This is a genomic window from Acinetobacter gyllenbergii (assembly GCF_001682515.1).
Lineage (GTDB): Bacteria > Pseudomonadota > Gammaproteobacteria > Pseudomonadales > Moraxellaceae > Acinetobacter > Acinetobacter gyllenbergii.
This window is the reverse complement of the sequence record NZ_KV575261.1, coordinates 290,019-310,611: the sequence shown is the minus strand read 5'-3', so window position 1 is coordinate 310,611 and position 20,593 is coordinate 290,019. Positions and strand designations below refer to the sequence as shown.

22 protein-coding genes are annotated in these 20,593 nt (G+C 39.3%); 15 read left to right on the top strand and 7 right to left on the bottom strand.

What is annotated here, in order from left to right; translation table 11 throughout:
- Positions 1 to 47 precede the first annotated feature (47 nt).
- The 5 genes from NG55_RS01660 (at position 48) to NG55_RS01640 (ending at position 3,816) form a co-directional block, all read left to right on the top strand.
- Positions 48 to 488 carry an SRPBCC family protein gene (locus NG55_RS01660; RefSeq protein WP_004653858.1) on the top strand — a complete coding sequence of 147 codons (441 nt, stop codon included), beginning with the start codon at positions 48 to 50 and terminating at the stop codon, positions 486 to 488.
- 9 nt (positions 489 to 497) lie between these two features.
- Positions 498 to 1,178 carry a (d)CMP kinase gene (cmk, locus tag NG55_RS01655; RefSeq protein ID WP_065342132.1) on the top strand — a complete coding sequence of 227 codons (681 nt, stop codon included), beginning with the start codon at positions 498 to 500 and terminating at the stop codon, positions 1,176 to 1,178.
- Positions 1,179 to 1,293: 115 nt separating this feature from the next.
- Positions 1,294 to 2,976, top strand: coding sequence for a 30S ribosomal protein S1 (gene rpsA, locus NG55_RS01650; RefSeq protein ID WP_016539904.1), 1,683 nt, complete (start codon positions 1,294 to 1,296; stop codon positions 2,974 to 2,976).
- 157 nt (positions 2,977 to 3,133) lie between these two features.
- Positions 3,134 to 3,436, top strand: coding sequence for an integration host factor subunit beta (locus NG55_RS01645; RefSeq protein ID WP_004653854.1), 303 nt, complete (start codon positions 3,134 to 3,136; stop codon positions 3,434 to 3,436).
- A gap of 14 nt (positions 3,437 to 3,450) precedes the next feature.
- Positions 3,451 to 3,816, top strand: a complete 366-nt coding sequence (locus NG55_RS01640; RefSeq protein ID WP_016539905.1) for a lipopolysaccharide assembly protein LapA domain-containing protein — start codon at positions 3,451 to 3,453, stop codon at positions 3,814 to 3,816.
- An 84-nt stretch (positions 3,817 to 3,900) separates the two neighbouring features.
- On the opposite strand, the gene NG55_RS01635 is transcribed toward NG55_RS01640, so the two are convergent.
- Positions 3,901 to 4,227 (bottom strand): AzlD domain-containing protein, encoded by a 327-nt coding sequence (locus NG55_RS01635; RefSeq protein WP_065342131.1) that lies wholly within the window; start codon positions 4,225 to 4,227, stop codon positions 3,901 to 3,903.
- Complete coding sequence (locus NG55_RS01630) at positions 4,224 to 4,880, bottom strand: AzlC family ABC transporter permease (protein WP_065342130.1); 657 nt, start codon at positions 4,878 to 4,880, stop codon at positions 4,224 to 4,226. Before NG55_RS01630 ends, NG55_RS01635 begins: the two co-directional genes overlap by 4 nt.
- A gap of 89 nt (positions 4,881 to 4,969) precedes the next feature.
- On the opposite strand from NG55_RS01630, the gene NG55_RS01625 reads away from it, so the two are divergent.
- Positions 4,970 to 5,518, top strand: a complete 549-nt coding sequence (locus tag NG55_RS01625) for a helix-turn-helix domain-containing protein (RefSeq protein WP_016539908.1) — start codon at positions 4,970 to 4,972, stop codon at positions 5,516 to 5,518.
- A 112-nt stretch (positions 5,519 to 5,630) separates the two neighbouring features.
- A complete protein-coding gene (gene pyrF / locus NG55_RS01620; RefSeq protein WP_065342129.1) occupies positions 5,631 to 6,311 on the top strand; it encodes an orotidine-5'-phosphate decarboxylase in 681 nt (226 codons plus the stop codon).
- A 16-nt stretch (positions 6,312 to 6,327) separates the two neighbouring features.
- Here pyrF and NG55_RS01615 read toward each other — a convergent pair whose 3' ends face one another.
- Positions 6,328 to 7,245 carry a LysO family transporter gene (locus tag NG55_RS01615; RefSeq protein ID WP_065342128.1) on the bottom strand — a complete coding sequence of 306 codons (918 nt, stop codon included), beginning with the start codon at positions 7,243 to 7,245 and terminating at the stop codon, positions 6,328 to 6,330.
- Positions 7,246 to 7,460: 215 nt separating this feature from the next.
- Here NG55_RS01615 and NG55_RS01610 point away from each other — a divergent pair, with 215 nt between their 5' ends.
- The gene (locus NG55_RS01610; RefSeq protein ID WP_065342127.1) at positions 7,461 to 8,030 is read left to right on the top strand and encodes a TetR/AcrR family transcriptional regulator; all 570 of its coding nucleotides are present in this window, start codon (positions 7,461 to 7,463) and stop codon (positions 8,028 to 8,030) included.
- A gap of 34 nt (positions 8,031 to 8,064) precedes the next feature.
- Here the strand turns inward: NG55_RS01610 and NG55_RS01605 are convergent, their stop codons facing one another.
- Together NG55_RS01605 and NG55_RS01600 are read right to left on the bottom strand one after the other, a co-directional pair.
- Positions 8,065 to 9,291, bottom strand: a complete 1,227-nt coding sequence (locus NG55_RS01605; RefSeq protein WP_065342126.1) for a multidrug effflux MFS transporter — start codon at positions 9,289 to 9,291, stop codon at positions 8,065 to 8,067.
- A 200-nt stretch (positions 9,292 to 9,491) separates the two neighbouring features.
- The gene (locus NG55_RS01600; protein WP_023269604.1) at positions 9,492 to 11,006 is read right to left on the bottom strand and encodes a flavin-containing monooxygenase; all 1,515 of its coding nucleotides are present in this window, start codon (positions 11,004 to 11,006) and stop codon (positions 9,492 to 9,494) included.
- Positions 11,007 to 11,161: 155 nt separating this feature from the next.
- On the opposite strand from NG55_RS01600, the gene NG55_RS01595 reads away from it, so the two are divergent.
- The 6 genes from NG55_RS01595 (at position 11,162) to NG55_RS01570 (ending at position 17,903) form a co-directional block, all read left to right on the top strand.
- Positions 11,162 to 12,181, top strand: coding sequence for an AraC family transcriptional regulator (locus NG55_RS01595; RefSeq protein WP_016660316.1), 1,020 nt, complete (start codon positions 11,162 to 11,164; stop codon positions 12,179 to 12,181).
- Between the two features lie 118 nt (positions 12,182 to 12,299).
- Entirely contained in the window at positions 12,300 to 13,445 is a 1,146-nt protein-coding gene (gene zapE, locus NG55_RS01590; RefSeq protein WP_065342125.1) for a cell division protein ZapE, read from the top strand.
- 290 nt (positions 13,446 to 13,735) lie between these two features.
- Complete coding sequence (locus NG55_RS01585; RefSeq protein WP_016539916.1) at positions 13,736 to 15,898, top strand: malate synthase G; 2,163 nt, start codon at positions 13,736 to 13,738, stop codon at positions 15,896 to 15,898.
- Positions 15,899 to 15,968: 70 nt separating this feature from the next.
- Positions 15,969 to 16,478, top strand: a complete 510-nt coding sequence (locus NG55_RS01580; RefSeq protein WP_065342124.1) for a hypothetical protein — start codon at positions 15,969 to 15,971, stop codon at positions 16,476 to 16,478.
- Positions 16,479 to 16,543: 65 nt separating this feature from the next.
- On the top strand, positions 16,544 to 17,164 hold the full coding sequence (locus NG55_RS01575) for a 2OG-Fe(II) oxygenase (RefSeq protein ID WP_016539918.1): 621 nt from the start codon (positions 16,544 to 16,546) through the stop codon (positions 17,162 to 17,164).
- A 76-nt stretch (positions 17,165 to 17,240) separates the two neighbouring features.
- Positions 17,241 to 17,903 carry an SOS response-associated peptidase gene (locus NG55_RS01570; RefSeq protein WP_065342123.1) on the top strand — a complete coding sequence of 221 codons (663 nt, stop codon included), beginning with the start codon at positions 17,241 to 17,243 and terminating at the stop codon, positions 17,901 to 17,903.
- Positions 17,904 to 17,973: 70 nt separating this feature from the next.
- On the opposite strand, the gene NG55_RS01565 is transcribed toward NG55_RS01570, so the two are convergent.
- Both NG55_RS01565 and NG55_RS01560 read right to left on the bottom strand, forming a co-directional pair.
- Entirely contained in the window at positions 17,974 to 18,438 is a 465-nt protein-coding gene (locus NG55_RS01565) for a MarR family winged helix-turn-helix transcriptional regulator (protein WP_016539920.1), read from the bottom strand.
- Between the two features lie 695 nt (positions 18,439 to 19,133).
- The gene (locus tag NG55_RS01560) at positions 19,134 to 19,991 is read right to left on the bottom strand and encodes an alpha/beta hydrolase family protein (RefSeq protein ID WP_065342122.1); all 858 of its coding nucleotides are present in this window, start codon (positions 19,989 to 19,991) and stop codon (positions 19,134 to 19,136) included.
- 135 nt (positions 19,992 to 20,126) lie between these two features.
- On the opposite strand from NG55_RS01560, the gene NG55_RS01555 reads away from it, so the two are divergent.
- Complete coding sequence (locus NG55_RS01555; protein WP_065342121.1) at positions 20,127 to 20,582, top strand: hypothetical protein; 456 nt, start codon at positions 20,127 to 20,129, stop codon at positions 20,580 to 20,582.
- Positions 20,583 to 20,593: the final 11 nt, after the last annotated feature.

The window sequence follows — 20,593 nt, the reverse complement described above, 5'->3', positions numbered from 1 at the left end:
GCAAACTAAGCCTCCAATGATTTTGGATCACATAAAAAGGCAATGTTATGCGTAATGCAATTACTGTAAAAAAAGAATTTAATGCACCGATCTCAGAAGTTTTTGACTTGTTGTCAAAACATGCTACTTACAATAAGGCGTTTGCACCTTTACAAGTTGTTCGTGTAAAGGACTCGGCTGACCCAAAACGTCCTGATGGCATTGGTTCGATTCGCCGTATGGGGTTTGGTCCAATCAAACCATTACAAGAAGAAATTACCCTGTTGGAAGAAAATAAGCGGATTGAATATAAACTGATTAATAATCCATTGGTGAAGCATCATTTAGGACAAATCGATTTTAAAGAAATTACTCCTTATATTACTTTGGTGACCTATAAGATTGAATTTACGGCAAAAGCCCCTTTAGTTAGTAAATTAGTTCTTGCACAACTCAAAGCAGCGATTACACTAGGCTTTTCAAAATTAGCCAAATCAGTTGCTTCATAAGAGATGGAAATGACAATTCATATTATTACGATCGATGGCCCTAGTGGTTCAGGTAAGGGTACATTAGCCGCCAAAATAGCCGCACATTATCAATATAATTTATTAGATTCTGGAGCGCTATATCGTTTACTTGGATTGTCACTCTTTCAACGTGGCTTGCTTGACCAAATTGACTCGAACTTAGATCAATGCGTTGAGTATGCAACACATTTAGATATCGAATTTAAAACCACTGAAGCAGCGACATTGATTTTACTTGAGGGGGTCGATGTCACTAATACCATTCGAACAGAACAAGTTGGAGAGTATGCTTCTAGAGTTGCCACTGTACCCGAATTAAGAAAAGCATTATTTGAACGTCAACGTGCTTTTATTCAGGCGCCAGGTTTAGTAGCTGATGGGCGAGATATGGCAACATCGATTTTTCCAGAAGCCCAAGCCAAGATTTACTTAACTGCATCGGCTGAATCTCGCGCAGAGCGACGTGTAAAACAGTTGCAGGGTATGGGTCTTGATGCTAAAATAAGCGACATTTTATCTAACATACAGGCTAGAGATAAAAGAGATATGGAGCGTTCGGTTGCTCCACTCAAGCCCGCTGAAGATGCGTATATCATTGATAGTTCTACAATAGGTATCAATGAAGTGTTTCAGTTAATGGTGAGTTATATCGATAGTCGTATTCAGTAGATACACAAATTTTTTATCAGTTGAAGCATTGCTTGATCAGATTTTTTGGACAATGTAACAACTTAACTAAACCGGCCTTGTCTGATCCAAGACCGCGGACTTTATCAGGTATATCATGACCGAATCTTTTGCAGCCCTCTTTGAAGAAAGTGAATTAAACCTCAACGTTGAAAAGGGTGCAGTCATCCAAGGTACTGTTGTTAGTATCGATTCTGACTGGGTTACTGTTGACACTGGCCTTAAATCTGAAGGCGTTGTTGACCGTGCTGAATTTTTAAATGAACAACGTGAACTTGAAGTTCAAGTTGGCGATACAGTTGACGTAGTTGTTGAAGCGCTTGACAACGGTATGGGTCAAACAGTTTTATCACGTGAAAAAGCGAAACGTGCTGAAACTTGGACTAAACTTGAGAAAATCTTTGAAGACGGCGAAATCGTTACTGGTGTTATCTCTGGTAAGGTTAAAGGCGGTTTCACTGTTGACATCGGTCCTGTACGTGCATTCTTACCAGGTTCTTTAGTTGACACTCGTCCTATCCGTGACACAACTCACCTTGAAGGTAAAGAGTTAGAGTTCAAAGTAATCAAACTTGATGCTAAACGTAACAACGTTGTTGTATCTCGTCGTGCAGTTATGGAAGCTGAATCTTCAGCTGACCGTGAAGCATTACTTGCTCAACTTGAAGAAGGTCAAACAGTTACAGGTACAATCAAGAACCTTACTGATTACGGCGCGTTCGTTGATCTTGGCGGTATTGATGGTCTTCTACATATCACAGATATGGCTTGGAAGCGTATCAAGCATCCTTCAGAAGTTGTTGAAGTTGGTCAAGAAGTTACAGTTAAAGTACTTAAATTTGACCGCGAGCGTAACCGCGTATCTTTAGGCCTTAAGCAATTAGGCGAAGATCCATGGTTAGCGATCATGAGCCGTTACCCTAAAGGTTCTATCGTTAAAGCACGTGTTACTAACTTAACTGACTACGGTTGCTTCGCTGAAATCGCTGAAGGCGTTGAAGGTTTAGTACACGTTTCAGAAATGGACCACACAAACAAAAACATCCACCCATCTAAAGTTGTTCAGATCGGTGATGAAGTTGATGTTATGGTTCTTGAAGTTGATGAAGAACGTCGTCGTATTTCATTGGGTATCAAACAAACTCGTGCTAACCCATGGGAAGAGTTTGCTAAAGCAAATGAAAAAGGCGAAAAAGTTTCTGGTACAATCAAGTCAATCACTGACTTCGGTATCTTCATCGGTTTATCTGGTGGTATCGACGGTTTAGTACACTTGTCTGATATTTCTTGGAACGAACAAGGCGAAGAAGCGATTCGTCGTTACAAGAAAGGTGACACAGTTGAAGCGGTTATCTTATCTGTTGACGCTGAAGGCAACCGTATCAGCCTTGGTATCAAGCAATTAAACAGCGATCCATTCAATGACTTCTTAGCTGCGAATGAGCGCGGTGCTTTAGTTAAAGGTACTGTAACTGCTGTTGATGCTAAAGGTGCTACAGTTAAATTAGCTGATGACATCGAAGCAACACTTAAAGCTTCAGAAATCAACCGTGACCGCGTTGAAGATGCGACTAAATTCTTAGAAGTTGGTCAAGAAGTTGAAGCGAAGATCATCAACGTTGATCGCAAATCTCGCTCTATCAACTTGTCTATCAAAGCGAAAGACGAAGCTGAAGAGAAAGAAGCTGTGAACAATGCTCGCCAAGCTGCTGCAACTCAAGTTGCAGAAAGCAATGGTCCTAAGACTATTGGTGACTTAATTAAAGCTCAAATGAAGTAATTTGTTAAAAAGTACGTTTCTTGTAACTGAGACGTACTTTTTTATACAAAAATACTGTAAACGGTAGCGTAGTAATCATGTACTGCGCTACCGTTTTGTATTTAAACAGGTTATTATTAAAAACATTGGAAAGTAGCAATAATTAAAGAGGTCATCAATGACTACTGAAGCACTTAATAAATCTGATTTAATTGAACGGATTGCACTTAAAAACCCACACTTAGCTGAGCCTTTGGTTGAAGATGCAGTTAAGATTATGATTGATCAAATGATTGAAGCGCTTTCAAGCGGCGATCGTATTGAGATCCGTGGTTTTGGTAGTTTTGCATTACATCACCGTGAGCCACGTTTAGGGCGTAATCCTAAAACTGGTAAGTCTGTAGATGTAGCTGCAAAGGCAGTCCCACATTTTAAACCTGGTAAGGCACTTCGTGACGCAGTAAACGAATCTGCCGAATAAGAATTGAGGTGTTTATGCGTTATGTATTAATTGCATTACTCGTTGCCATATTTGGTTATTCGCTTGCTTTAGTGCTTCAAAACCCAGCTGAGTTACAAGTAGATTTACTATTTACTCAAGTTCCAGCAATGCGTTTGGGCTTATTGCTTTTACTGACCTTAGTCTTAGGTGTGGTGGTTGGTTTGCTTCTCGGTGTGCAAGTTTTCCGAGTATTCCAAACCAGTTGGGAAATTAAACGTCTTCGTAAAGATATTGACCATCTTCGTAAAGAGCAGATCCAGCTTGCACAACAGGCTGCCGCAGAAGCTGCTGCAAGTGTCAGACATGAAAAAACAGTGCTGGATATTCATCCAGAGAGTCAAACACGTACACCACTGTAATTAAGAATATCTTCTACACGATTAACTGTTAACGTTTTATGGCGAATAAAAATAGCCCTTTTAATAAAGGGCTATTTTTTTGCCTTAAGGAATGCCGAGGTATCTCAGGCTTGCAGTGATCAGCATCGCCACAAGAATAACCACGATCAGTGAATATTTCTTCCAAGCAAAGATAAGGGCTATAGCAACGCCCACGATTTTACTCATTCCACTAAAATGAGTTTCAGAAAAAAGTGTATTGAATATGGCTAAGGTAAATAGAAGAACACAAGCAGAATCAGCGAGAAGTTGTTTGTGATGCTCTCTAAACGTTATACGATCAGCTAAATAGAATCCTGAATAGCGAATGAGATACGTGCCCAGTGCAAGTATGACAATCCCTATGAAGATATAACTCTCACTATATTTCATTTTGATTTACCTTTTAGCAACAGACCAAGCATTGATACGAGAACAGGTAAACCTGTTGGTAGTAGGGGGATAGATGCTAAAGACAATGTCGTGCCAAGAAATACTCGATTTCGTGTGGTTTTATTTTTGAGCATCGGCAAGATTAAAGCAAAAAGAATGGCGGGAAATGCGGCATCAATACCGAAGACATAAATATCAGGGATATTTTTACTAAGCAGATAGCCAATAAACACGCCAATTGGCCAAAGAATGCAAATCCCTAATCCACACATCCAATACGCCCATTTCTTGGCTTGATCATTGTGTTGGCTTAGTCCAAACATCACACTTTCATCATTCATGATGTGACAAGCGATAAAACGAGATGCATTTTTCTCAATAAATGTCGCGACGGATAAACCAAATGGAAGATGACGTAGATTAATCAATATGCCAGTCAATGCGGCAAAAATAGGATTCGCACCTGTCGCAATCATACCAATGAACGTAAATTCAGCCGCTCCAGCCAATACGGTCAAGGAAAGCAATATGGGAATCCACATGGGTACATTGAAGCTTGCTGCAACTGAACCGAGTGAAATTCCGACTATTCCTGTCGCAATAGAAATGAGACTAATGGCTTTGATGAGGTTAAATCGCTCTATATCTTGCATCTTTCTTTTCTATATCAAACGAACGTACGATATAATAGATTAAATTTATACCGTTCGTCAAAACGAACATTCGTTTTTTATGGTGAAATATGGCATTGCCAATTGAAATTGTTGCTAAAGGCTTACAAAGAGAAAGACAAAAGGCAGGGCTGTCCTTGGCAGAAGTGGCTCGCCGCGCAGGAATTGCGAAATCGACTTTGTCACAATTAGAAGCGGCACAAGGCAACCCGAGTCTGGAAACCTTATGGGCCTTGTGTGTGGCTTTGGATATTCCTTTCGCAAAGTTGATGGAAAGTAATATCACACAAACGCAAGTGATTCGCTTTGGCGAAGGGCCTTCGGTTTCATCCGAGATTGCTCATTATCAAGCGATTTTATTGGCCAATTGTCCTACAGGTGCTAGACGGGATGTGTATATCTTGGTCACCCAGCCGGGTGAGCCGCGCTGTAGCCAGCCCCATTCAATTGGCAGCATTGAGCATATTATTATTATGCAAGGCAAGGCTAAGGTTGGCTTGATTTCGGAACCTGTGCTGCTGAGTGAGGGTGATTATATTTGTTATCCAGCTGATCAAGCGCATATTTTTGAAGCACTGGAACCGAATACGCGAGCGATTTTGATCTCAGAGCAAAGATAAGGATGTTTGAGTTGGTTGGTAAAGCTTTTTTTCAATATGCTGGTTTTCTTGCTTTGTTCATACGCTGAATCACTTTATAATTACTCGATTTTTATGTGATGGAACTAGATTCGTGAGTATTATTGTTGCCCTAGACGCAAAAAGCCAATATGACGCCTTAACAATTGTTGATCAGCTAGATCCGTCACTTTGTCGTGTTAAAGTGGGTAAAGAGCTGTTTACGCATGAAGGTCCATCCATTGTGAAAAACTTGCAAGACAAGGGTTTTGAGGTTTTTCTAGATTTAAAATTCCATGATATTCCAAATACGACGGCTCAGGCGGTATGTGCTGCAGCAGACCTTGGGGTGTGGATGGTCAACGTGCATGCATCTGGTGGTCGTAAAATGATGGAAACCTGTGTTGAGCGTCTGAAAGCTGGAAATTATCAAACCCAGCTGATTGCGGTGACGGTTTTGACCTCAATGGGCCGTGAAGATTTACGTGATCTTGGCTTAGATATCGAACCAGTTGAGCAGGTAAAGCGTTTAGCGAAACTCACTCAGGAAAGTGGTTTGGATGGTGTCGTTTGTTCAGCACAAGAAGCGAAAATTCTTCGTGAACTATTAGGACAAGATTTTGCTTTGGTTACACCAGGGATTCGCCCAGAAGGTTCAAATGCCGATGACCAAAAGCGTATTGTGACCCCTAAACAAGCCATGCTGGATGGTTCAACGCATTTGGTTATCGGTCGTCCAATCACCAAAGCAGAAAAACCAACTGAGATGTTAAAGTCAATTTTGGCTTCGATCTAATTGGGTTTGGCTTGGTCTAGAACTTTAGATTCAAAAATAAGCTGATGAGCAATGGTGCGAGGAGGGATAGAATCAATCCACTCATCATTGCATGTGGTACGTAATGCGTACCACATGATTGTTTGACCATGGCAAGTGTGACATCCATCGAGGTTGCACCAGCACTTGAAATTGCAGAGCGCGGAAAGCGCCAACCCAAACAATACATTAATAAAATTGCAAAAATCTCTCTAAATAAGTCTGTTAACAGTGCTATACCGCCGAGCTTGGCGGAGTGTAATTCAGTAAATAGAATCCCTGACATGGAGTACCAGCCATATCCTTGGGCTAAGGCCATGACTTCATTTAAGCTGTAATGATTGGATAGAATAAAATAATTAAAGATTGCAGCTAAGCAGGAGCCGACAAAAGCCGCGATAGGCACGAGTAGAATTCTCCAACTCAACCAGCTACGATCAAATTGAGTGAAGGCCAGTTCGATCCCAATCAAAAAGATAAAGATCAACAATAAATACCAACTATTAAAGCTAATCGCTAAACCAGCACTATTGACCACGATGCCCAATAGAATACCAACGCCCAAAGCCAAAAATGCTTTGGCAATATTCTTGAGTGCATTGAGAAATAGGTGCAGGGAAATCTTTCCTTGTACACTTTGGCGATCAATCAGTTTGTAAGTGATCAAGCAAATAAAAAATGAACCAATTGAGGTGGTAAATGCAATCAGTAACGCTGGCGGTAGAATAGCAGCAGGATTTTGAACGTGATTTAAGGCTTGAGTCAGCTCAAATGCGACACTAATCAGTAAAATATAAGAAAAATAGGGCAGTATTTTAAATACAAATTGTTTTATTGACTGTGACAAATGTGGTCCAACAAAATAGCCTAAGCTAATGCAGACAAAAATTTGGAAGATCAAAACAAAAGAGGTCATACAATCAGAGTGTTTATAGTGCTGATTTATTATGCAGGGAAATCTGATACTTGGATAGATTTATATATCATTTGATATAGAATGTTTTGCAATAAAAATGCATTTAAATATATGAGAAGCAGCTAACGTGGTTGATTCACTTCATTGTTATTATGCAGCTATGAATATCATGTTGGCTGAAATATACTTTTGTAAGACATAGAGGTAAATGATTTGTGACAGCAGCTAAGATTCAAAAATTTGCCTTGGAGCGTTTTGCAAAACAAGGCTTTACCGCAACCTCCTTAAATGAAATAGCGACCGATGTTGGCATTAAAAAGCCTTCAATTTATGCACATTTTAAAAATAAAGATGAACTGTATCTGAGCTTGATCCCGATTATGATTGATGAAGAGTTGGGGCATGCTCAAACCGTTCTGCAAGGTGGTACTGGAATTCAGCAGCAATTACATGCTTACTTCATGAGTATTGAACAACGCTTTGATGCCTCTTATGGGGTTCAGTTCTGGATGAATGCATTAATTAGTCCACCTGTACATTTATATAATCAGGTGATTGAGCCAATGCATATCTTTATGGCTGAATTGGAACAGGTATTTTTACAGGCAATACAACAGTCGGTTTTGAAGGAAAACAAGCACCAACTGGAGAGTATGGTTTTGGCGCGGGTCTGTATGAGCTTTGTCGATGCTTTACAAAGTGAATTGATCTACGGAGGTCGAGATAAGTTCAGGCTTCGACTGGATGCCATTCTCAAAACCTTAGATGTTCTGATCAGCCCTTAATGGTAATCAATTGCTGACCAGTGCATGAGATTTGTTATTCTGTTTCCATTGTCGAAAATGTGTCAGCTTGTCTAAGTGCTGCATAAATACATAAGCCCAGTGCAATCATTCCGCAAAGGAATAGACTGGCTGGAAGTAGGCTGATGTTAATTTCAAACAGGCTTACGATAAAGCCAATTAGCGAAGCAAAGGCATATTGTAGTAGACCCATCAAGGATGAGGCTGCGCCGGTTAAATGTTGAGGGCTTTGTTGCATGGTCAGTGCAGTCAAATTACCAAAAATAAAACCTGTGGACCAGATACTCAGTCCCAGCAGCACAATGTATTGCCATAAACTTAAATGATAGAAACTGACACTGAGCATTAGAATGAAACTGGCGCCACTAAATATACACATGCCCAGTACTAATAATTGCTGCGCTGTCCATCGTTTTAATAACAGGATTGAAACTTGTCCAAGGATAATCAAGCCTACGGCGTTGGCTGCAAATAGGCTGCTAAAACTTTCATTATGAATATGATAATGCTGGATAAAAATAAATGGTGATTGGCTCAGATAAACAAAAAAACCACCCAAGATAAAACCGCCTGCCAAGGTATAAGCCATAAAGCCTTTATTTAGGGCAAGTGTTTGATAGCTTGTTCGAATCGCTGCAAATTGGAGTGGTTGACGATATTGAGGCTTTAGGGTTTCTGGGATGGCGTGATTACCCCATAACAAGAGAATGGCCCCTAGTGCAGCCAGAGTATAGAAAATCAAATGCCAAGAGCCGATCCGTAAGATCAGGCTTCCAAACAAGGGGGCAATGATGGGTACAATCATCATGACCTGCATCAAAATAGAAAAGTTTTTGGCACTGGTTTTGGCATCACAGACATCAGAAATAATTGCTCTTGGCACGACTAAGCCCGCAGATGCACCAATGGCTTGCATGAAGCGTGCTGCCAGCAGCCATTCAATACTTGGTGCAATTGCAGCCAATAATGAACCCAGAATAAATATTGCGATACCAATCAGTAGGGGTTTACGTCGGCCAAAACGCTCAAGCAATGGGCCGTATAATCCTTGACCGATTGCGAGTCCAATGAGAAACACCGAGAGTGTGAGTTGTATATGACCTGGTGAAGTTGCAAAACTCTCTGCAAGCAGTGGAAACGCAGGCAAATAAATATCAATTGCCAGTGCATCTAAGGCGGTAAAAAGGGAGAGTAACAGCAGTAAAGACCAACTGATCTTTGTGATGTGGGTAGCAGCGTTCATGTTTTGTGTACTCTTTCGAGGGAAACAATATTTATTTTAACTACCTAACGGTAGGTAGTTAAAATATTAGCATGATTACTTATGTTTTGCATAGGGAAGAACAGGGAGATTTAAATCAGGTCCATAAAGCGTTGCAATAAAAAACACCTTTGAGCGTTCAAAGGTGTTCTTGATATTAGGAGGAGTTCAGCTATTTCAGCTTAAGCGGCATTATTTTTTGCATGCGTTGCTGTGTTGATAAAATTATAATCAGCAACATTTACTTTACGGGTTTCTAACCAATATCGCCATGTGTAGGTTGGCCATAAAGAAAAGTTCTTACCATCTGCTGCTTGATACCAACTGCTACAGCCACCTGCTTGCCATACGGTTCCTTTCAACTGATCTTGAACACGCTCATTGAATTGATCTTGAACTTCATGCTTGATCTCAACCGCTTGAGTGCCTGTTTTATCAACGGTTTGGATCAACTGTAGAATGTAGTTCACCTGAGACTCAATCATGAAGATCACTGAGTTATGACCAAGAATGGTGTTAGGGCCTAATAACTGGAATAAATTCGGGAAGTTCTTGGTGCTAATACCATAGTAACTTTCAGCACCATCTTTCCATGCTTGTTTCAGTTCTATGCCATGACGACCAACACAATCGAAATGTTTTAGATAAATACGAGGGTCGGTAATGAAGCCAGTCCCGTAAATCAAACAATCGATTTGACGTTCTTTGCCATCTTTTGTGATGATGCTATTGGCTGTGATTTCTTGAATAGCATCTGTCACCAATTCAACGTTTTTACGATTGAAAGTCGGAAAGTATTTATTTGAAATCAAAATACGTTTACAACCCATGACAAAATCTGGTGTCAGTTTTTTTGCGAGTTCTTTATCTTTGACTTGGAAGCGAATAAAGGCTTCAGCCAGTTTTTGACCGTACTTCATGATCTGAGGTTGAACAATCGGAACAACACGAGATTCATTGGTCCAGTACAAACGGGTACGGTGAATCTGACGGTAGATATTTGACGCTTTGAATAATGATTTGCTCAGTTGCGAATATTTGCGTTCATCACGAGGAATCACCCAAGCTGCAGTCCGTTGTAATACATATAACTGCTTCACCTCGGGTGCAATTTCAGGAATATACTGAATCGCACTGCCGCCAGTTCCAATCGATGCAACAGATTTACCTGTTAAGTCGTAGTCATGGTCCCATTGTGATGAATGGAACACTTTGCCTTGGAACTTTTCAATACCTTTAACATATGGAACTTGTGGTACATGCAGTGGGCCAGATGCAAAAATAACAAATTGTGCTTCTAGTGTTGGCTGATCTTTGAAAGTTAAAGTCCACACATTTCGGCTTTCATCAAATTCCGCATGGGTAACTTCATGATTGAACTGACAGTAGTCTTTTAATTTGTATTGTTGAGTAATATCTTGAATATAAGCGAAGATCTCATCTGCCTCGGCATAACGCTTTGACCAGTCGGTCTTTGGTGCAAATGAAAGCGAATACATATGTGATTGAACATCACAGGCTGCGCCAGGATATTGGTTTTCGCGCCATGTACCACCAACATCGTTGGTTTTTTCTAAAATTACAAAATCATTGATTTGACTTTGCAATAGTCGAATCGCCATTGCTAAACCACCAAAGCCTGCACCAATAATTGCAACTTTTGTTTTTTGAATCGCATTTTTGGTTTCATCACGCATAGTCTATGTCCTACACAGCTAAATTTTGTGCAAGTTTAACGGTTTTAGCGAGATTAAATATGATTGTATAGACGCAAAACTTGATCATTTCGGCAATTCATTTGTGCATGCTTTTATAGTAAAACATTAAAGTTTTGAGCATCGCATTCGGACTTATGAAAAGATCTATCCTCGGATTGATGTATTTAATTCAAGGCATGCGGCATGTTGGCATTGATGTGGACGCGCGTTTAGCGAATATGGGAATACAGGCCGATGCATTAGATCCAAGCTCGATTATCCCTGATGAAATTGAATGGGATATTTTGCAGCATATTAGTCAGGATATCTCACCTGAACAAGGCTTATTCATCGGACAACATTATGCATTGGCTGGTTATGGTCCATTTCTGATGTTATTGGTGACCAGTGATACGTTGCATCGTGCTTTACTCAATGGTGTTCAATTTCAGCAGTTAACTCATCTCTTTGGGTCGCTGCAGTTAAAGATTGAAACTAATCTGATCTATTTGTTCTATCAACCCATTGATTTAAGTATGCATCTCGGCCAACTCAGGGCGCAGTGTGAGATTTCAGGTACCTATAAGTTCTTACAAGATATTTTTAAAATGATGGGCTTAGAGGTACCTAAAATTCAGATTGAATTGCCATTTCAGCGACCTAAAGATCTAGGTTTACTTGCTGCTTATCAGGACTATTATGGGCTGGATGTCAAATTTGGATGTGCGCAAGCGGCCTTCATTTTAGAAAATACGCAAATTTTAAATACAAAAATACCCTCTGCCGATATTTTGACGTATCGTATTTATGAAGAAAAATGCCTACAGGATATTCAACATTTAGAGAAAAGTGCGGCAGCTAAATTAACTATTGTTGAGTATGTGCAGGATTATCTGGAAATGCAAAATGGGGTCATGCCAACCATGGCGGAAACCGCCTGTGCATTGAGTATTCCTGAACGAACGTTAAGACATCAATTGCAGCAAATGCAGACCAGCTATAAAGAAATTCGTGAAAAGCTGATCAAACAGAAGGCAATAAAGTTTATTGAAAACAGTTCTTATTCAATTGAACAGGTGGCCGAAATGTTGGGGTATTCTGAGCCCGCTGCGTTTAATCATGCCTTTAAAAGGTGGTTTGGATTGAGTCCAAGGCAATATCATCGAAATCATTAAATGATTAAAAATGGTACATTTTGATGTTTAAACTCTATGATAATTAAGCCTAAAATCTAATGCCATTGAACAGAATGTTCGATATAATTTTCATCAATTAAAATTGCAATAACACCTTATGTCAAATTCTAAACCAGACTCACATAGCACTGCATATATCCCAACATCACCTGCTGAGCGTTATGCTCAAGCACTTGAGTCAGGACAATTCATGCCAGATGAGGCTCAAGCACAAGCTGTGCAAGAGTTGGATCGAGTATGGAAAGAGTTACTCACTCGCTATAAAGCATCTAAGAAAGCGTTTCGACGTTTCCGTCGTCAAACCTATCCAAAGGGCGTTTATATGTGGGGGGGTGTCGGCCGTGGTAAAACGTGGTTAATGGATCAATTCTATGAATCGGTACCATTCCGCCGTAAAACACGCATGCATTTCCATCACTTTATGCAACACGTCCATAAAGAGTTGAATAAACTTTCTGGTCAACGTAACCCTTTGGATTTGGTTGCAGATCAAATTTATAAAGATGCCGTTGTGATTTGCTTTGACGAATTTTTCGTATCGAACGTGACTGATGCGATGATTTTGAGTGATCTATTCCAAAAGCTATTCGAGCGCGGCATTACTTTGATTGCGACATCGAACATTGCACCAGATGGTCTATACAAAAACGGAATTCACCGTGATCGCTTTATCCCAACAATTGAATTGGTCAAAAAGAACTGTACCATTTTGAATGTAGATGCAGGTGTGGATTATCGTTTGCGTGTATTGAAGCAAGCGCAATTATTTAAATATCCATTAACCGATGATGCACAAGCATGGTTATCTGGTCGTTTTAAAGCATTAACCCAAACACAGACTCAATCTAATTCACCGATTATGATCAATAATCGCGTGGTGGAAACCTTAGGTCATACTGAAGACGTATTGTGGTGTGAGTTTTCAGAACTATGCTTTAAGCCTCGGAGCCCAGCAGACTTTATTGAAATCGCCAACATTTACAATACCGTTTTGGTCAGTAATGTTCCGCATTTGACCGATTTCTTGTCTGAAGGAACACGCCGCTTTATTTATTTGGTCGATGAGTTCTATGACCGCGGGGTAAAATTGATTCTCACTTCAGATGATTCAATTATTGATCTATATGAAGGCGAGAAATTAGCATTTGAAATTGAACGGACGCGTTCACGTTTATTAGAAATGCAATCGGATGATTATCTACATTCGGAGCATCGACAAATTCAGGTCGCACAGACTTCATAAATGAAAAGGCATTCTTCGAAATGCCTTTTTTTATAAACTTATAGGGATAAGGCTTTATTCTTGGTCGAATTTTGTTATAACTAGATGAGTTTGAAAAAGGGAGTATGTTGCATAACTAGACAAGAAGCACACATCATTTGATATTTTGATAGGTATAAAAAAATATGTTTGTCAATACTTCTAATGGGGAAAATGCTTACTATTTAGGAATGTGATATTACTATTCAGGCTAGTATAAATCAGTATACTAGAATTCTTGTTATAAAAAGTTAGCACCATCAGGAAAGACAATGACTGTACGTATTCAAAAAGGCAAGCTAGCGATTGCTAAAGAACTTTACGATTTCATCGAAAATGAAGCTTTACCAGGTACTGGTTTAGAGAGTGAAACTTACTGGAAGAACTTCGAGCAAGTCGTTGTCGACCTTAGCCCAAAGAACAAAGCATTATTGGCTAAGCGTGATGAACTTCAGGCAAAGATTGATGAATGGCATCGCAACAATAAATTTGAATTAAATGCTTACAAGGCATTCTTAACTGAAATTGGTTATCTCGTACCAGAAGTTGCTGACTTCCAAGTGACGACTGAAAATGTGGATGAAGAAATCGCATTATTGGCTGGTCCACAGCTGGTTGTACCTGTGCGTAATGCGCGTTATAGCTTAAACGCAGCCAATGCACGTTGGGGTTCTTTATATGACGCGCTGTATGGTACAGACGTTATTTCTGAAGAAGGTGGTGCAGAGAAAGGCAAAGGTTATAACCCAGTTCGTGGTGATAAAGTTATTGCTTTCGCAAAAGATTTCTTAAACCAAACGTTCCCATTGGCTCAAGGTTCGCATGCGGATGCAACTCAATATGCCGTGGTGAATAACGGTTTAGCTGTAACGTTAAAAGATGGTTCAACAACTTCTTTGGCACATGAATCACAATTTGTTGGTTTTAACGGTGAAGCTGCAAGCCCAACTGAGATTGTTTTATTAAATAATGGTTTGCATGTGATTATCGAAATCGATGCAAACAGTCCAATTGGTAAAACAGATGCGGCGGGCGTTAAAGATTTAACTCTTGAAGCTGCAGTAACCACAATTCAAGATTTGGAAGACTCGGTTGCAGCGGTTGATGCTGAAGAGAAAGTGGAAGGCTACCGTAACTGGTTAGGTCTCATGAAAGGTGACTTGCAAGAGTCAATCGAGAAAAATGGTAAAACCGTTACTCGTACCTTGAACAAAGATCGTACTGTACAGAATCTGATTGGTGGTACAACGACATTACACGGTCGTTCATTAATGTTGCTTCGTAATGTGGGCCACTTAATGACTAACCCAGCAATCTTGGTTGACGGTGAAGAAGTGTTCGAAGGCATTATGGATGCTTTAGTGACACCTTTACTCACAGTTGCTGATATTCGTGGTCAAAACGAGAACAAAAACTCTCGTAAAGGTTCAATGTATATCGTTAAGCCGAAAATGCATGGTCCAGAAGAAGTTGCATTTGCAGTTGAATTGTTTGAGCGTGCTGAACAAGCGATTGGCTTACCAGCAAAATCACTCAAAATCGGGATCATGGACGAAGAACGCCGTACTTCTGTGAACTTGAAAAACTGTATCGCTGCTGCGAAAGACCGTACCATTTTCATTAACACTGGCTTTATGGACCGTACGGGTGATGAAATCCATACCTCTATGGAAGCTGCACCAGTTGTGCGTAAAGAAGCGGTTAAAACACAAAAATGGATTGCTGCTTACGAAAACCGTAACGTTGCCATTGGTTTAGCATGTGGTTTACAAGGTAAAGCGCAAATTGGTAAAGGCATGTGGCCGAAACCAGACAGCATGAAAGATATGTTGGCGACGAAGACTGCACATCCAAATGCAGGTGCAACTTGTGCGTGGGTTCCATCACCAACAGGTGCGGTACTACATGCATTGCACTACCATCAAATCAATGTAAAAGCACGTCAAGATGTATTGGCTGCTGAAGACATGCTGACGTTAGATGACTTGTTAACGCCGCCATTTGCACCAGAAACAAACTGGTCTGCAGAAGAGTTAAACAACGAACTTGAAAATAACTGTCAAGGGATCTTGGGTTATGTGGTTCGTTGGGTAGATCTTGGTGTTGGTTGTTCTAAAGTACCAGACATTAATAACGTTGGCTTAATGGAAGACCGTGCTACTTTACGTATTTCATCTCAACACGTTGCAAACTGGTTGCGTCACGGTATCGTAACGCGTGCGCAAGTTGAAGAAGTACTTAAGCGTATGGCTGTGATCGTTGATCAGCAAAATGCCAATGATCCATTATATACACCAATGGCACCAAACTTTGATGGTATTGCATTCCAAGCCGCTTCTGACTTGATCTTTAAAGGTGCAGAGCAGCCATCTGGTTATACAGAGCCATTGTTGCATGCTGCGCGTTTAAAATTAAAAGGTTATACAGGTGATTAAGATCGCCTGTTAGGCAAATGAGAGGTATCTATTTATTAGATACCTCTTTTTTTATAATTAGAGGGATAAAATGTATTTCTGGAACACAAAAAAATTAATTGATGATTTAAAAAATGACCGTTTAACAGAGCAAAACTACAAAAATTACTATTTGATTAGTAGTGCATTTATGCTCATCATGATGTTTGCTATGCGTTTTGCCCCTATAGATGATGTGCTTCCAAATCTTATTGATGCGGTGCTGAGTATTATAATTCTTATTGCTGGTGTCAATTTCTGTTTTAAGGCAAATGGTGGCAATCAAGGAAAACAATTTCTTAACCGTTTAATTTGTCTCTTTTTACCGATTGGTGTGAGATTTATCTTGGTATATTTACTGTTATTTACCGTCTTTATTCTTGCCTTTATTGTTACTGCACGATTTATTGATGCCACTCAAATTCCTGCTTTAATTGAACCTTATCAAAAATGGGTTGGGTTTTCTATTTCAGTTATAATGCAGGTAATGATGTATTGGCGTTTTTGTGTCGCACTTAGAGCCATTAGCCGTATAGACAATGAGGTCTTAGAAACAGGATAAAACATCATATAACTAAAAATTTTGTTATAATTATCATAGTTTGATCATTTAGCCGAATCATAACGATGTCACAAATTTTAAAATTAGATGCTTTAAAACAAGCGCAAGTTTCGACTTCGCCATATCCTTACTTCGTTGTTAAAAATTCGATTGTCGATAGTGAAGTGAACGCTGTTATTCAGGATTTTCCAAAGATTGAACAGGGTGGTAGCTATAACATTGAAGATGTTGAGATTAAGCCTAATTTTGATCGCTTTCTAAAGTCTTTAGACACCAAAGAATTTCGTCAAATTTTAACTGAAAAATTTGATGTGGATGTGATGGAGCATCCGATGATGATCACCTTGCGTGGTTATTCACGTCAAAAAGATGGTCGTATTCATTCTGACTCAAAAACCAAACTGCTGACCATCCTGATTTATTTGAATGAATCTTGGGATGCACCGACAGGTCGTCTACGCATCTTGAATGATGAAAAGAATATGGATGACTATGTTGAAGAGATTGATGCGGGTCCAGGTACTCTAATTGCATTTAAAGTGACTGATAATGGTTGGCATGGTTATGTACCCTATGAGGGGCAACGCCAGTCGATTCAGATTAACTTTTTAACCAGTGATAAAGCCAATGCCAAGCACCGTTTTATCCACGGTTTAAGCGCAAAAATGAAAAAATTATTTGGCTAATTTTTGCAATTACAAAGAGGAGGGTTAATACCTCCTTTTTTTAACTTTGCTTTTAAGGATAAATACTCAGCGAACTATGTGTGCCAACTATAAACCATTGACAGTCGAGCAAGTTCAACAACTTGGTTTACCTTTGATTCCATTTGAATATGGGGGAGAAGTTTACCCAAGTTATAAAACGCCGTTGCTATTTAAATCGGAGCAAGGGCTGGAGTGGCGGGAAGTGTTGTTTGGTTTGGTACCAAAGTGGTCGGAAGATACTAATATTTCCAAGCATACTTATAATGCACGGCATGAAACCATTTTTCAGAAACCTAGTTTTGTAGAAGCAGCAAGCAAGTGTAAGTTTGGCGTGATTCCAGTAACTGAGTTTTATGAAAGTAAGTATATCGACAATAAACCTCAACGTTGGGGTGTACGTCGCAAAGATGGACAAGCTTTTTATATCGCTGCATTATATGAAATCCGTAAGTTAAATGATCAGATCATTCGTTCGGCAACGATGCTTACGATGGACGCTATAGACCATCCGATGATGAAAGATTTCCATGAACCTGGGGATGTGAAGCGTTCAGTTGTTGTTATCCCACATCAGCGTTTAGACGAGTGGTTAAGCTTGAAGCAGCCACATGAGCTTTATGACTTTATGCAAGCTTTTCCTGTTGAGGAATTTGAGTGTTCACATGTTCCGAAACCGAAGATTGAGAAAATAACACCACAACTGAATATGTTTGATTGAAATGAATATTTGCGTTGATGAGATCAAAAAAGGCTTCCTATAGGAAGCCTTGCTATTTTAAACCAGTTACTTAGCGCGCAAGATTTTTAAACATATGGCGTAAAATTTCCATGGTTTTTTCAATTTGCAATGGTGTTAAGCCATCAAATGATTGTTCTAGGATAACAGAAGTTAGGTCATTTATTTTTGTGATCATTTCTTGACCTTTTTCGGTCAGGTAGACGCGTGTGATACGGCCATCTTCTTTACATGAATAAGTATCGATATAACCTTCATCTTTAAGACGATAAACGATTTTGGTTGTGGTCGACATTTTAGAGATGACCATGTCTGATAACTCAGACACGCTTGCATGAGGTTTGACATGCAATGCGATTAAAATGCGGCGGCGAGAATTGTCTAGACCATATTTTTTGAGTACGTTATCAATATTTTGAACGTATTGAGCATTTACTTGAGAAATCCAGTAAAAAGGGAAGTCTTCCAGGTTAAATGAATCGGCTGTAGGTAAAAAACGCGCATATTTTTTTGGCATCACTTATTTCCTATACTTGCACAAGAAACTACGCCTCGTAGTTCCTAGATTCCATGAAATGTCTCTAACTTTCCTGTTAAAAAAATCTCTTTTCTGATTTTTTTAGCATTCCATTTTTTAACAAATCTGTCCAAAGATAACGGTGAAATTATCTTTATTCTGAATGAATAAGTCATCATAAAATTCACATAAATCAGCTATTAATGATGTACTATCCAGTCGTCTTTCCCTTAAGGTTGTTCTACAGCTTTGCATCACTGCTGATTTGTAGAATAACTCTATTGTAGAAAAAAAATACGATTTTTGACGTGACATTTTTATAATAATTTCTGTCTAAAATGTCATAAATATACGAAATCAATATATTTATAAAATAAATAAAGATTAAAAAAATAGCGAATACAGATATTTGTATTGATCATTTGGTTAAAATATAACACATAAAAATTTTAAAAAAAGTTGAATAAATACATTCTTTATCACATTTTTCCGATGAAATTTAATCATTGCTCGTTTGTAGGACACCAGAATTAATTTTTAAATTGCTTAAGAAGTATTGCGATAACTGCAATGAAGCGGTGTGAGGGAAAACAAAATACGAAGAAGATGCTAGATTTGAGGCAAAAAAAGACGCATCTAAACAGGATTACAGGTTTAGATGCGTAAAGTGCAAAGCAAGGCAGTGATGACTTGATTTAAATGTGGAGTTCACTTTCCATCAGTGGCCATAGTTTCTGATGCGATTTTTTAAACATCAGCATGTGCCCAATTTGCTTATAGCCGTGCTGTTGAGGGTTGAGCTCAATCAATTTGGTTGGCGCATTCGGGTATAAACGTAGTAGATCTTTGACATTTGTCTGCGTAGCAATTTCATCATCACTGGCCCAGAACGATGTGATTGGGCATTGAATTTCTTGGTGATAATCTTCAAAGATGGTTTTGCCAATTGCATTCATGACATAACCGGGTTTGCTACAAAACTCAGCCCATTGTTTGGCAACATTTTTGGGTAGATTTTCACCCATGCCAATGAATTGAGTTGCACCATAGCCTTTAAAGAAGCTAGAAACAGGAAAAATAACATTGAACATCACAGGCGCAAGGATTTTGGTTTTCCCTTTCAAGCCTTTAATATGTCCAGTTGAACCTGCAATAGCTAACACTTTAGCAACTTTCTGATAATTCGATGTAATCCCGAGTAACTGTCCGCCCGCGCTATGTCCAACAATAATGACTTTTTCAGCTTGAGTACGATCTAATAAAGTCTCGATGGCAGCTGGAATATCATAAATTCCCCAGTCATTAATGCTGGCAGTCGAGTCTTTCAGTGGGCCATGTAATGACTCGCCAATCCCTCTAAAATCAAAGCTTAAAACATCATATCCTTGCTGGCTAAGCCAATCTGCGAAAGCATGATAGAAATTTTTGGTTATCCCTGTTGCTGGGCAAATCAGAATCGGATATGACTTGCTCTGTTCTTGCGCAGGATAAAACTGAGCAGCAAGTTGATAATCATCTTTGCATGTGATCCAAAAAGATTCATAGCGATTCATTTGAAAGATACTCTTATATATGCATGGTTCTACTTTACACAAGTTCTAAAAAGAAACTCGTTTAAAAAATGACTTAAAAGTCAAATTTTATGTAATATACGCACACAAAAGGAATATTTTAATTTCGGGGATGCTATGTACGTTTTAAATACTGCAACACAACTTGCGATTGTATTTAGTGGAATTTTTCTATGGGTGGGGATGCTGACTGGAGTTTGGAAATATTATCAAATTAGACAAACAGCGCAAGCAAGAGCACATTATTATGTGGATATTGCGCATCGGAGTAGTTTGCTTTATGCCGCTGCCAGCCTCATTTTAGCCGCCTTGAGTTTCTTTACGGTTCTGTCTGATGCTTGGGCATTGTTTTGTGTAATAGCAAATTTATTCTTTTTTGCGATGTCGATCTTAATATATATCTTGCATGGATTATTAAAAGATACAACCAATCAATTTAAACAGCCGCATCAGGTGGGAAAGTGGACTTTACCAGCATGGTGCATGACATTGATGATGCTAAGTTTAATTATTGTTGAGTTGGGGGCTACAGGTATTTTAGTCGTCGGAACCATTGTTCGGTTTATGCATTAAAAAAATGGATG

What these genes read in the sequence shown, in the direction of transcription:
- NG55_RS01645 (WP_004653854.1), top strand. Translation starts at nt 3,134, where the DNA reads ATGACTACTGAAGCACTTAATAAATCTGATTTAATTGAACGGATTGCA.
- NG55_RS01660 (WP_004653858.1), top strand. Translation starts at nt 48, where the DNA reads ATGCGTAATGCAATTACTGTAAAAAAAGAATTTAATGCACCGATCTCA.
- NG55_RS01565 (WP_016539920.1), bottom strand. Translation starts at nt 18,438, where the DNA reads ATGCCAAAAAAATATGCGCGTTTTTTACCTACAGCCGATTCATTTAAC.
- NG55_RS01635 (WP_065342131.1), bottom strand. Translation starts at nt 4,227, where the DNA reads ATGAAATATAGTGAGAGTTATATCTTCATAGGGATTGTCATACTTGCA.
- NG55_RS01630 (WP_065342130.1), bottom strand. Translation starts at nt 4,880, where the DNA reads ATGCAAGATATAGAGCGATTTAACCTCATCAAAGCCATTAGTCTCATT.
- NG55_RS01615 (WP_065342128.1), bottom strand. Translation starts at nt 7,245, where the DNA reads ATGACCTCTTTTGTTTTGATCTTCCAAATTTTTGTCTGCATTAGCTTA.
- NG55_RS01570 (WP_065342123.1), top strand. Translation starts at nt 17,241, where the DNA reads ATGTGTGCCAACTATAAACCATTGACAGTCGAGCAAGTTCAACAACTT.
- NG55_RS01625 (WP_016539908.1), top strand. Translation starts at nt 4,970, where the DNA reads ATGGCATTGCCAATTGAAATTGTTGCTAAAGGCTTACAAAGAGAAAGA.
- NG55_RS01640 (WP_016539905.1), top strand. Translation starts at nt 3,451, where the DNA reads ATGCGTTATGTATTAATTGCATTACTCGTTGCCATATTTGGTTATTCG.
- NG55_RS01600 (WP_023269604.1), bottom strand. Translation starts at nt 11,006, where the DNA reads ATGCGTGATGAAACCAAAAATGCGATTCAAAAAACAAAAGTTGCAATT.
- zapE (WP_065342125.1), top strand. Translation starts at nt 12,300, where the DNA reads ATGTCAAATTCTAAACCAGACTCACATAGCACTGCATATATCCCAACA.
- NG55_RS01580 (WP_065342124.1), top strand. Translation starts at nt 15,969, where the DNA reads ATGTATTTCTGGAACACAAAAAAATTAATTGATGATTTAAAAAATGAC.
- NG55_RS01595 (WP_016660316.1), top strand. Translation starts at nt 11,162, where the DNA reads ATGAAAAGATCTATCCTCGGATTGATGTATTTAATTCAAGGCATGCGG.
- rpsA (WP_016539904.1), top strand. Translation starts at nt 1,294, where the DNA reads ATGACCGAATCTTTTGCAGCCCTCTTTGAAGAAAGTGAATTAAACCTC.
- NG55_RS01585 (WP_016539916.1), top strand. Translation starts at nt 13,736, where the DNA reads ATGACTGTACGTATTCAAAAAGGCAAGCTAGCGATTGCTAAAGAACTT.
- NG55_RS01555 (WP_065342121.1), top strand. Translation starts at nt 20,127, where the DNA reads ATGTACGTTTTAAATACTGCAACACAACTTGCGATTGTATTTAGTGGA.
- NG55_RS01560 (WP_065342122.1), bottom strand. Translation starts at nt 19,991, where the DNA reads ATGAATCGCTATGAATCTTTTTGGATCACATGCAAAGATGATTATCAA.
- cmk (WP_065342132.1), top strand. Translation starts at nt 498, where the DNA reads ATGACAATTCATATTATTACGATCGATGGCCCTAGTGGTTCAGGTAAG.
- NG55_RS01575 (WP_016539918.1), top strand. Translation starts at nt 16,544, where the DNA reads ATGTCACAAATTTTAAAATTAGATGCTTTAAAACAAGCGCAAGTTTCG.
- NG55_RS01605 (WP_065342126.1), bottom strand. Translation starts at nt 9,291, where the DNA reads ATGAACGCTGCTACCCACATCACAAAGATCAGTTGGTCTTTACTGCTG.